We start from the raw sequence: 11,149 nt of genomic DNA, 5'->3' as shown, positions 1-11,149 counted from the left end.
AATAAAGATAACTCTTGTTTTTGATGCATATTCATAAAAAGCACGTCACCCTTTCTCATTAACATAAGAGAATAGTAACGTGCTTTTAACTTCAAAAATAGTCTAAATCCTTAAGTTGATGGATGTGTGGTACTACCCCATGCCCATCAACTTAAGAAGTTAATTGTTCCCCAAAACGAAAAAAATGAGCCGAACTCTTATAAATAACTGTGAAAAGGTAAAATTTTTGTTATGTGAGGTTTCTCAAAATATTAGCTTGATAGCGATGAGATACCGCCAGCATTTCGGAAAAAACCACGCTAAGCAAATTTGGATAAGAAAAGATCGGTTTTGGTGCAAAAATAAAAGAGAATAAAACGCATATATTCCTAACGGAATCGTATCTAATGCTGCAAGTCCAAACAATTGATGGATAAATTCTTTCTGATTTTGGACAGACTGGTCCTGTAAATCAATCTGTTCCTTTTTAATCATATGCATGGCTTCTACTCCAGAAAGAATGAATAGTAGCTGTATCAAAAGATTTGAGTTCTAGCATAGAACGGATTCACTTCTTTATAAAGCGATGATCTTGTTCTACTATGTTATTCAAGTACTTTTGTTGTCTAAGTTGTATACCATTAGGTATGCTTTTTTCTTTTTTCAAATGTTTAATTGCTCTGGGATAAGCCGGATTTTTATTGACTGTTATAACACGAAGCTTTGAAACATAAAAAGACCGCAAAGCTTTCTTGAAAAGTGCTTTGCAGCCTTCTGGTTTCTTGTTTTGCTTAGAAAAACATCGATTGTGTTTCCTTTCGAATCAACAGCACGATACAGGTACACCCATTGACCTTTTACTTTGATATATGTTTCATCGGCTCTCCAAGAGTCATTAGTTTGTTTAAGGTGACGTCGAATCCATTTATCCAATTCAGGACCATACTGATGAACTCAACGCATAATCGTTGTATGAGAAATAGATAAGCCCCGTTCCTCCATCATTTCCATACCAATCCCGCACCCTTTCTAGAGTAATAGTATGTATGTCCGAGATTTATAGATTCATTGTAATTATCCTGAAGTCTTTGCAACAGAACCAATTTTCTAGACTTAAAATGTTGTTCAACCACATTCAACTAATTTTTTAAAGGCGATAAATGAAACCTTCGGAAAGCTCCTTTTATGTTGTTCGTCGATAATAGGCAAAAAAAATCATCGTGGCACCCAAGATAGCACAAATCATATACATAAATGAGTATGAAGAAAAATCCGCTATTGGTCCCATAATAACACTACCTAGCGAAACACCAAAATCAGCCATGGCAATAAATAAACCAATTAACACATTACGATTCTTTTGTGGCAAGACAAAAGTCAAATACGTTGTTAATGCCGGATAGAGAAGTGCCTGAGGTATTCCCATTAAAATTGCACCCATATAGAGAAAAACTGCACCACCCGTTATAGAAAAGCTTACACACTGTGCAGCTATTGCTAAAAGAAGCATAGTCCCCATAACAAAAGACGCATGCCATTTACCGTCTGAAGGAATCTTTTTTCTTAAAGCAAAACGAACAAAGACAACAGTACCCGCCTGAAGCATGAGATAAATTCCAGCATTACCACTTTTTAATTGTGTAGCGTATAGTGGTATAAAGGTTGTAATAGCTCCAAATACAATTGAAGCAACTAACATCAACACACTGCATTTGAATAAAATTGGATTTTTTATTAACTGCGTAAAAGATTTAAGGATACTTACTTCTTGCTCAGTACTTTCTGAAACAGGTTGATTCTTTCTTTTTTCCATTTTAGCACTATAGCCAAACATCGCTGTAGAGATAGCAATCGTTATTAGTACCACTGTAAAATAATCCATTCCTCCAGCCTCCCAAATGCTGTATGCTACTACGGGCCCAATAATACCTGGCATATTAGCAAATAAAGAGTAAAGTGAAATTCCCTGAGAACGATCCTTCTCTGGCAGCGCATCAATTATACCCATCTGTAATGCCATTGAGAAGAAAGCTGTCGAAACTCCTTGTAATATACGAGCAATTAAAAATCCCTCTATTCCAGTAATCGTATACAGTATTAAAGCAAAACCATTGAGAATGAGAATAATACGTAATATTTTTATCGGGCCTTGCTGTTGAATAATATGGCCTGCCCACGGGCGAAAGAACATAGTTGTAAATAAATACCCTCCCATAATCAAACCAATTGTTGTATTGTTCGCCCCTAATATCTTCCCTTGTAAAGGAATAATAACGTTTAATATGGCATTAGCACTAAAATAAAGAAAAACTAATATATATAAACGCAGAAAAGGCCAAGACATAGCTCCATTCACAATTTCTCCTCCTAATTCTATAACTCTGAATACTGCAGCGTACTCTTTTCATACCTACGAATAATGAGGCATACTTTTCGTGGATAATATCAAAACGTTACTACCATCCCCAGTAATTTCCTTGCATATTCTGAACGAACATCCTTTAATTGTTCAATCTGGGTTATTTCTTCAATCTGACCATCTTTAAAGATTATAATTCTATCGCAGATATAGGCAGCAGCCTGAACATCATGTGTTATAAAAATATAACTCATATCATAAATCTTTCTGAGTTTCTTTAATAATTCAAGCACTTGTTTTTGAACAGATACATCTAAAGAGCTGATTGCTTCATCTAATAAAATGCATTTGGGTTCTGTTGAGATGGCTCTTGCGATACATACTCTCTGAATCTCCCCTCCTGATAACTCATGAGGGTATTTCTTTCTATAGGACGGATTTAACCCAACTTCATTTAATAGATTATCAATCTTGCTATTGTATTCTTTTCGATCCTTTTTTTGAGTTTTTAATGGCTCCATAATTGCTTCTTCAACAGTAAAAAATGGATTAATTGAAGAAGTATAGTCTTGAAAGACAGCACTAATATTACCTAGCCTCACTGTTCTGTCCTCTACACGCTTTCCCTCAAATAAAACTGTTCCACAATCAGGTTTTTCAATTCCTAATATCAAACGTCCTAATGTTGATTTACCACTGCCACTTTCTCCGATGATACCGAGACATTCGCCATTTCTGCACTCAAAACTAACTTTTTTCAAGATTTTCTGCTTTTCTCTAGAAAAGAATCCACCTTTATTATAGGATTTCTCAACTCGATCAACTTTCAACAATTAGAACCCCTCCCCACTATTTTCTTAAAATTATTACTCAGTGCTAATCTAGTGGATACTAAATATCTTGTATATTCATGTTGTGCCTCTGAAAAGATGGTTTGGATATCTCCTCTTTCAATAACTCTCCCATCCTTCATCACCAAAACGTTATCGGCAATTTTTTTTACAACACCTAAATCGTGGGAAACAAAAATCATCGAACAACCCATTCTTTCCCTTAATGTCATAAATTGTTCAACGACCTCAAATTGTGAAATTGTATCTAGTGCTGTGGTCGGCTCATCAGCAATGATAATGTCGGGCTCTAATACTAATGCCAACGCAATCATAATTCGTTGCAGCATTCCACCCGATAGCTGGTATGGATACTTATTCATAATCTCTATCGGATCTTTCAACATGACACTTTCCATGGCATATTTCATTTTCCACTCTATTTTGCTGTTATCCCAACCAAAATGTTGAGCAAGTGTTTCTCTTACATGGACACCAATCACACAGGAAGGATTAAATGCACTCATGCCATTTTGTAGAATCATACAAAGGTTTTTTCCCCTTTTCTTTCTCATCTCTTTCTCAGAAAGACTATTTAAGTTTTCTCCTTTAAATAGAATATCTCCCGATTGATGAATCCAAGATTTATTCAATCTCATAATTGACCTACAAGTTACAGATTTACCACTGCCACTTTCTCCCACGATCGCCAGGCAACTTCCATATTTTAAATGAAATGAGCTATTATCAATGATCACTCTACCAGTGTTGTTATCCCAGATTCTCAAGTTTTTGACTTCTAACAGATTCATAGATTTATTTTGCCACCTCTTTTTCTTTGAACTTATCTTTAAAGGGGATCCCGTTTTCTCGAACATGATTATTAGAAGCTCTTAATTTAGGATCTAAAGCAATCTGAAGTGCATCCGATAAAAAATTAAAAGCCGATACCAAAGTAATAATAGCTAACCCAGGCGCTAACATTAGCTCAGGCTTTGAGAACATAATCTTTCTCGCCTCATTTAGCATCATTCCCCATTCGGCATTTGGAGCTTGAACTCCTAAACCTAGAAATGAAAAACCAGATATTTGTAAAATCATTGAACCAATAGAGCTACTTGAGATAACCGCTATATCAGGCAATGCAACAGGAACAATATGCTTACATATAATTTGTATATCACTAATACCAGATGCTTTAGAAAATTTCACATAGTTTAACTCCGAATATTGCATAACAGATGTTCTGATTACTCGAGCAAACCATGCCCATTTGATTAAAATAAACGCAATTAGTATATTCTTAAAACCCACGCCTAGAATCCCCACAACTGCCAATGCCATAACATACCCTGGAAAAGAAAGCATAATATCACAAAACCTCATAATAAAAGCATCTACTCGTCCTCTAAAGTAACCGGCTATGAGGCCTAAAATAGTTCCAATTAAAACAATTATCAATAACGCAACTAAAACCCATAGAATGCTAGGACGAATTCCATAAATTAGTCTAGATAAGACACATCTCCCTAATTGATCATTACCGAATAGGTATTCCCACGATGGGGTTGCATACCGAAGTCCCATATTTACTTCCTCGGGATCATGTGGCGCAAGTAAAGGGGCAAATATACCAGCAACAATTGTCACAACAATGACTACCAAAGATATAATGGCCAACATATCTTCACTTAAAGATTTTAGTATTTTCACTTATAGATCATTCCTTAATTTAGGATTCATTACAGCATTTATAATGTCGGAAATCATATTAAACAACACAAATGCTACCGCAAGTATGAGTACATACGCTTGGATGACCGGTAAATCTCTACTTAGAATAGATTTAACACTCAGACTTCCTAATCCCGGCCATGCAAACATATTTTCTATCACTACTGTGCTTCCCAATATAATAGGGATAGACATACAAAATATTGAAACGGCAACTTGCAGTGAATTTCTTAAAACATGTATAATAATTTTCCTCTCTGTTAAGCCGCACGCTCTTCCATACAGTACATAATCTTCATTTAGATTATTTAACATCGAACTTCTAACAGTTCGAAAATAAATGCCTGTATAACTTACCGTGATGACAATAACCGGAAGAATATAACTTTTATACGAATCCATCCCGCTTGTTGGTAGTAGGTCTAATTTTACAGAAAAATACCAAATCATAATAGCGGCAAGCAAGTATGGCGGCATTGCTGTTAGAAAGAATAAAATCCCTCTTACTGATTTATCAATTACCCTTCCTTCTTTCATTGCACAGATCACACCTAATAATATTGACAAAATAATAATGGAAACAGATGACACTAAGGTTAGTTTTAATGTATTTAGAAAGGCTGGCCCTATTAATGACCAAACTGGTTTTCCTGTGACGTATGAATTCCCAAAATCTAATTGCAAACAAGCAATGGTCCAATGTAAATATTGTTCTATAAATGGTTTATCCAGCCCTAACTTCTCTTTCGTTTGCGCAATTAATTCATCTGTTATTTCTGGAATATCTTGTGCACGTAGTACCATTTCGGCTGGATCTAAAGGGGAAAGATTAATTAAAACAAACGTTGCCAATGAAATAACTAAAAGTAAAGGAATGGATATTAATAGCCTTTTAATAATATAGCTTCCCATAGAAAACCTCCTTTGAATAAAAAATATCAATAAATAAAAGGGGGAAATCCCCCTTTATATCCCTATTTAAAGTTCATTCTCTCAAATGGTAACTCATATTGTGTTTGCTTAAATGAGATGCCTTTTAAGTTTTTAGGAGCGACTACAGTGACACGACCATATGAAATTGGAATAAAGACTGCTTCCTCATGAACAATTTTTAAAATTTCAGCATACAATGATTTTCGTGCTTCCTCATTAGTTGATACCATAACCTCAGCAATTTTACTGTAAAGCTCGTCTGCCTTTGCAATACCACTTGTAGTATGCAAATAAGAAGCATTGGAGGTAAAACCAGCTATTGTACTTTGTGGATCATATGCTAGTCCCCATGTTTGATTGAATAATAAGTCATAGTCCCCAGTTGATCTTCTATTAGCGATTGAAGTTGATTGTTCACCAATAATTTTTAATTGAATACCTATACTTTTTAACGAACTTTGAATAAATTCAGCCTCTGCTTTTTGAGAAGGAGAATTACTATCATAATAAAGATTCATTGCTAGTTTATTGCCATCTTTAGTTCTAACAACAGCATCACCTTGCAATACCCATCCTGCTTCTTTTAAAATATCTTTTGCTTTTTCTAAATCATAGCCTCGTTTCTTCAATGGAACGTCCGCATAATTAACATTAGAAGAAAACAGTGTATTAGCTACTGCTTCGGTATCGTTTAAAATATCCTTAGTAATTGTTTCTCTATCAATAGCGTACCAAATGGCCTCGCGAACGGCTTTTTCACTTACTGGATTATCAGTTTTACTACTATTAGCCACAATCATTTTCGTATTCATCGCTTCACTTCTAGCAATTTGATAGTTACCTGAATCAATCAATTGATTCATTGCCTCAACATCAATACTGTCTGCACCTCTATCATCTGTGAAAGCAAAATTAACTTCTCCTTTTTGTAATGCTAAAAATGTTGTTTCCCCTGCTGGCAGAACTTTAGAAGTAATCTTCTTGATTTTAGGTGAGCCACCCCAATAGTTTTCATTTGCTTTAAAAGTTGCGGATTCATCAATTTTATGTTCATCGAGAATATATGGACCTGTACCGTTGTAGCCATTTACCCCACCTTTTGTTCCTCCATTAACAAAATTTTTAGGTGATATAAATACATAAGGTCTAGTCATAGATAATTCAACTAGAGTTGGATAATATGCTTCTGATAGCACCAATTCAACTGTATATTCATCTACCACATTACAAGCTACTATTTTTGTTGATAGTTTAATCCAGGAATGCTTTTGTGCATTATTTTGTACAGCATCAATATTTTTTTTCACTGCTTCTGCGTTAAATAGTTCACCATCATGAAATTTCACATCTTGCCTTAGATGGAAAGTATATATTTTTCCATCTTTTGATATCTCCCATGATTTAGCAAGTAAAGGCTTAATCCCTTCTTTTGTATTTTCAACTAATGATTCATATACCATTCCTTGAGCGGACATTGAACCTGTATACAAATGCGGATTCATATCATTAATATCTTTAGATACTGCATAAGTTAATGTTTTTTTATTACTCGTTGAAGGATCACTCTCCTTCTTCTTGCTATCTGAGCTTTTCAAAATTACAAAGCAGGCAGCTAGAACGCATACGGCCAAAAAAACTAGAGTCGCTAACTTAAACCTTTTCATCAACAAAGTATTCCTCTCCCTTTAGTCTTCTTAATTTAGATGTAATTTATTGTTGCTGTTTAACTATGATTAACGTTCCAAACCTATTGATTAGAATAATAGATAAATCGAAATCATTACGATTTATATGGTATATTAGTCTATTTTATTTAAGATAAAGATTATTCCACCATCTTCTCTCCAATACTTTTTTCTATTTCACTACAAATCATATTCAAATCTTCATCGAAACTTTGAATAAAATATGCGTTAGATAATAATTCTCCTTTATAGGATTGGGCAACTTTTTCAATTTTACTCTCGTATGTTTTAATGAATTTATCTATTGTTGGACAATTTAAACCTAAATATTTTGCAATTCCTTGTATTATTTTGATACGATAATAGTCTTCCTTAGGCATTCTCGGGATATCCCAATATCCTTCTCTGTTGACAAACATTTTTCTAATTGGAACAGCTGAAAAATCGAAATGTTTTCCATCCTTATCTGGTTCTGAAAAAGGATCAATTAATAGTGAGGTATAACGAATATACAATAAATATTCTTGATGGATACTTTCTAAATGATTAAAGTTTTCTATATCTTGTCGAGATAGACTTTCCAATCTTACTGGATAATTGTCATCTGTCATAAATTTCAACAAATTAAGTCTTTTAATCTTCATTTTTTCTACAATACTCATAATTTCTTTCCATTGGGCTAGCATATCATGTATTAAATATTGTGTAATTGGACCTTCAGGATAAATTTTATACACAAATTTTTTGGTATCTATATCCTCAAATATTGCACTTAGCGAAAAATCATTCATAAATAATGGTGGGTGGACATACAAAGAAATATTTCTTGTTTCTGCCTCAATTGGAGATTTCATGATTTCTAGAGTAATTCCTAATTGTTCATATGCTTTACAGAGTATATCGACATTTTTTGATAGATAATCCGTCGACCCTATATAGATTTTTTTCTTAACCGCTGTTGTCAAAACATGATTAGAAGGGCTGTCGTGCATCCATCGTGTATCCCCATAATATGTAGAAAAACTAATAATTTCCGCTTCTGGATTAATACTATACATATAATTACTTATTAAGCTGTTTGAACCAAAAGTCGGAGAAATTAAAACAATACACCTTACTTGTTTCAAAAGCTCTATATCAATCTGCTTTATTACTTCAATATATGCATCCGTTGTTACAGAGAGAATAATGGTATCCCAATTACCTTTAATTGTTTCATACCCTTTAAAAACTTGATCAACGAAGTATTCACCTTCCATATTTCGATGTTTTTCATTTTGAATACTTACACGAACTAGATGATTACTTTGCTTAAAAGTTGAAAAAAAGTTCTCTGAACGAGCAGATTCTCTTCCAGCAATTCCCACATCACTATTCAATTGTTTTTTTAAATTTACAGCAAGTTGGATAGATGTAGGGCCAGTTCCTAATACTAAGACACGCTTAAAAGTACTCATAAAATCCTCCCTTTCTCATAAGTAAACAGGTTATACTTTTTGATACAACTCAATATCAAACACATCATCTGGACGCAATATGTCATCAACTTTATTCCATTTTTGTTTATCAACTTCCCTCGAAGGATAATTAAATAGAGACTTTAACTGATCACCATATCTTATAGCTACGACTACATTTTCATTTGTTAATGTATGTAATTGTTCTAGTATGTTATATTTATCTTTAACGGTCGAACTAAAAATGATATGAGTCGCGTCTTTTGTAAAATCAAGATTTTCTACTGGTACTCTCTCTAATCTAATATTTAATCCTGCACCTAGTCTTTCTACAACGTTTAATCCAAGTTCGATAGCTTCATCATCAATATCTATGCCAACAACCTCTGCTCCAGTTCGCTTAGCAATTAATATTGGTGTCATTGGAAATGAACCTGACCCTACTAGTAATACTTTTGAATCAGAAGTAATTTGAAAACTCCCAAATTCTTTTTCAATACATGATTCGATATTCTTAAAGTAATCTGTTATTTCAGCAACTCCAGTTAGAAGCTTCAATGCACGATATTTTTCCATAATAGCTACACAAAACGCTGACTTTTCTCTTAAAGAAACCGCAAGTTGCTTCAAATCATAGTGTTCTTGTTGCTGCAATTTTCCCCATATTTCTTTGTTCCTCGTGTTTATAATGAAGTGTGAGTATTCATCTATTAATGTCTCTAACTCCAAACAATTATTTATAGTGTGTTCATGGCTTCCTATCAAAGCATTAAATTTCTCTCGATAATTACTCAAACATTTCAAAAAATTTTCTAAGTCATTCATTCATTTTCTCTCCAATACAATGTAATAATTAAACAGTTATAAAAGCTTTTCCTTGTGCTACTATCTCAACACCTCCTTCAATTTTAAGACTTGTTAACTCTTCTTCATGACATTTGGCAAAAACAGTAATAGTTCCACCAGGTTGTCTTACATGTGCAACAACCCCCTTTTGATTTTTCCAAGCCAAATAAGCTCCTAAAGAGGCAGTACCTGAACCGCATCCCCGTTCCCATACCATACTATCAAGATGTGGAACATAGATAAGTGGAACCAATTCATTAGAATTTGATTTATACAATAGGATACCTATCAATTTAGTGTCTAGGGTTAATGCCAATGATTTTGCTAATGTTTGGGCTTTTTTTCTCACGGCTTCATTAATAGCCTCTACTTCTATCACAATATGAATAGACTCATGATAATTCACTATAACAATGTCCAAATCATTTCCTTCATACTTTATAGTTTTCTGTTCTATCTCTTTAGGGATGGGCATAGTAACTTGGCAATAATATTCTTCTAGCTCTCTCCTCACTTGACACACTATGAGTTCGTCTGTTCCCGAAACTTCTAATAATATTTCTGTTAAATCATTATGTTGAAGTCCTTTTTTATTAGCAATAAAAGTTGCTAGTGCCATACAAGCGTTACCACAAAACTCACCTCCAGCCATTTGAAGATGTGCGTCGGCTTCATACTTTGTAGATTCTTCTATAAATCCTACTTGTTCTGCATACACGCTGTCATACGACATAATTTTTGTTGCAATCGTCTTATGCTCATTAACTGGATGATTAGTCTTAACGAGAATCGTCATATTTTGAGTTGGATTAAATTTTATAAACTCTATTTCCTGTATCATCACAACTATCCTTTACACTGTTTTTTATTTACATTTTATTTTTTTCACAAAAACCTAAATAGTAATGATTACGATTTTCATTCCGTGGAATAGATTATATCATAATCTTTGATGGCGTCAATACACTTTCTAGTCTTTTTAACTTGCTTCTTTTTCACTTAGAAGCTGTACTTTATACCCACCAACATAAAAATCGATATACTATAAGGGGTATCGATACATCGCTATAAAGCTAAGTTTTTGCACTATCTATAAAGCAAAAAAACGTTATTCTTTCTAAACAAGCTAGATTAGAAAGGATGACGTTTTTTGTACTTAAGAGTATTAAAATCTCTTATCTTTTGGGATGGTTCTGGTGCAAAAACTTTAATATACGTGTAAGTAATCTCTAAAACTTGGATATACTGATTCTATTACTCTAGAAAAGGTGTGATTGGTATGGAAAAGGAACATGTATTCAAGTGGAAGCATTATCAGCCTGATGT

The 11,149-nt window shown here is 33.8% G+C and carries 10 protein-coding genes and 1 pseudogene; all 11 read right to left on the bottom strand.

The annotated features are described in order from the left end of the window. Positions 1–243: 243 nt before the first annotated feature. Positions 244–480, bottom strand: coding sequence for a hypothetical protein (locus tag AAIE21_RS29740; protein WP_481858724.1), 237 nt, complete (start codon positions 478–480; stop codon positions 244–246). Positions 481–547: 67 nt separating this feature from the next. Beyond that, a pseudogene (locus AAIE21_RS29735) lies at positions 548–825 on the bottom strand (DDE-type integrase/transposase/recombinase). A 337-nt stretch (positions 826–1,162) separates the two neighbouring features. Then, positions 1,163–2,335, bottom strand: coding sequence for a staphylopine family metallophore export MFS transporter CntE (cntE, locus tag AAIE21_RS28660; protein WP_343269793.1), 1,173 nt, complete (start codon positions 2,333–2,335; stop codon positions 1,163–1,165). 89 nt (positions 2,336–2,424) lie between these two features. Continuing rightward, a complete protein-coding gene (locus AAIE21_RS28655) occupies positions 2,425–3,171 on the bottom strand; it encodes an ABC transporter ATP-binding protein (protein WP_343269792.1) in 747 nt (248 codons plus the stop codon). Next, on the bottom strand, positions 3,165–3,980 hold the full coding sequence (gene cntD, locus AAIE21_RS28650) for a staphylopine uptake ABC transporter ATP-binding protein CntD (RefSeq protein ID WP_343269791.1): 816 nt from the start codon (positions 3,978–3,980) through the stop codon (positions 3,165–3,167). Before cntD ends, AAIE21_RS28655 begins: the two co-directional genes overlap by 7 nt. A gap of 4 nt (positions 3,981–3,984) precedes the next feature. Beyond that, on the bottom strand, positions 3,985–4,881 hold the full coding sequence (cntC, locus tag AAIE21_RS28645; protein ID WP_343269790.1) for a staphylopine uptake ABC transporter permease subunit CntC: 897 nt from the start codon (positions 4,879–4,881) through the stop codon (positions 3,985–3,987). Continuing rightward, a complete protein-coding gene (gene opp1B, locus AAIE21_RS28640) occupies positions 4,882–5,814 on the bottom strand; it encodes a nickel/cobalt ABC transporter permease (protein WP_343269789.1) in 933 nt (310 codons plus the stop codon). 62 nt (positions 5,815–5,876) lie between these two features. Next, positions 5,877–7,499, bottom strand: a complete 1,623-nt coding sequence (cntA, locus tag AAIE21_RS28635) for a staphylopine-dependent metal ABC transporter substrate-binding lipoprotein (protein WP_343269794.1) — start codon at positions 7,497–7,499, stop codon at positions 5,877–5,879. Positions 7,500–7,660: 161 nt separating this feature from the next. Next, positions 7,661–8,977, bottom strand: coding sequence for an opine metallophore biosynthesis dehydrogenase (locus AAIE21_RS28630; protein WP_343269788.1), 1,317 nt, complete (start codon positions 8,975–8,977; stop codon positions 7,661–7,663). Positions 8,978–9,007: 30 nt separating this feature from the next. Next, positions 9,008–9,802, bottom strand: a complete 795-nt coding sequence (locus tag AAIE21_RS28625) for a class I SAM-dependent methyltransferase (protein ID WP_343269787.1) — start codon at positions 9,800–9,802, stop codon at positions 9,008–9,010. A 28-nt stretch (positions 9,803–9,830) separates the two neighbouring features. Next, positions 9,831–10,664: a histidine racemase CntK family protein gene (locus tag AAIE21_RS28620; protein ID WP_343269786.1), complete on the bottom strand. Its 834-nt coding sequence runs from the start codon at positions 10,662–10,664 to the stop codon at positions 9,831–9,833. Between the last annotated feature and the right edge of the window lie 485 nt (positions 10,665–11,149).

This window comes from Paenibacillus sp. 102 (assembly GCF_039549175.1).
Lineage (GTDB): Bacteria > Bacillota > Bacilli > Bacillales > Bacillaceae_G > Bacillus_A.
The sequence above is the reverse complement of the archived record's forward strand: the minus strand, read 5'-3'. Positions and strand labels throughout refer to the sequence as shown.

What these genes read in the sequence shown, in the direction of transcription:
- AAIE21_RS29740 (WP_481858724.1), bottom strand. Translation starts at nt 480, where the DNA reads ATGCATATGATTAAAAAGGAACAGATTGATTTACAGGACCAGTCTGTC.
- cntD (WP_343269791.1), bottom strand. Translation starts at nt 3,980, where the DNA reads ATGAATCTGTTAGAAGTCAAAAACTTGAGAATCTGGGATAACAACACT.
- opp1B (WP_343269789.1), bottom strand. Translation starts at nt 5,814, where the DNA reads ATGGGAAGCTATATTATTAAAAGGCTATTAATATCCATTCCTTTACTT.
- cntA (WP_343269794.1), bottom strand. Translation starts at nt 7,499, where the DNA reads ATGAAAAGGTTTAAGTTAGCGACTCTAGTTTTTTTGGCCGTATGCGTT.
- AAIE21_RS28630 (WP_343269788.1), bottom strand. Translation starts at nt 8,977, where the DNA reads ATGAGTACTTTTAAGCGTGTCTTAGTATTAGGAACTGGCCCTACATCT.
- AAIE21_RS28625 (WP_343269787.1), bottom strand. Translation starts at nt 9,802, where the DNA reads ATGAATGACTTAGAAAATTTTTTGAAATGTTTGAGTAATTATCGAGAG.
- AAIE21_RS28620 (WP_343269786.1), bottom strand. Translation starts at nt 10,664, where the DNA reads ATGATACAGGAAATAGAGTTTATAAAATTTAATCCAACTCAAAATATG.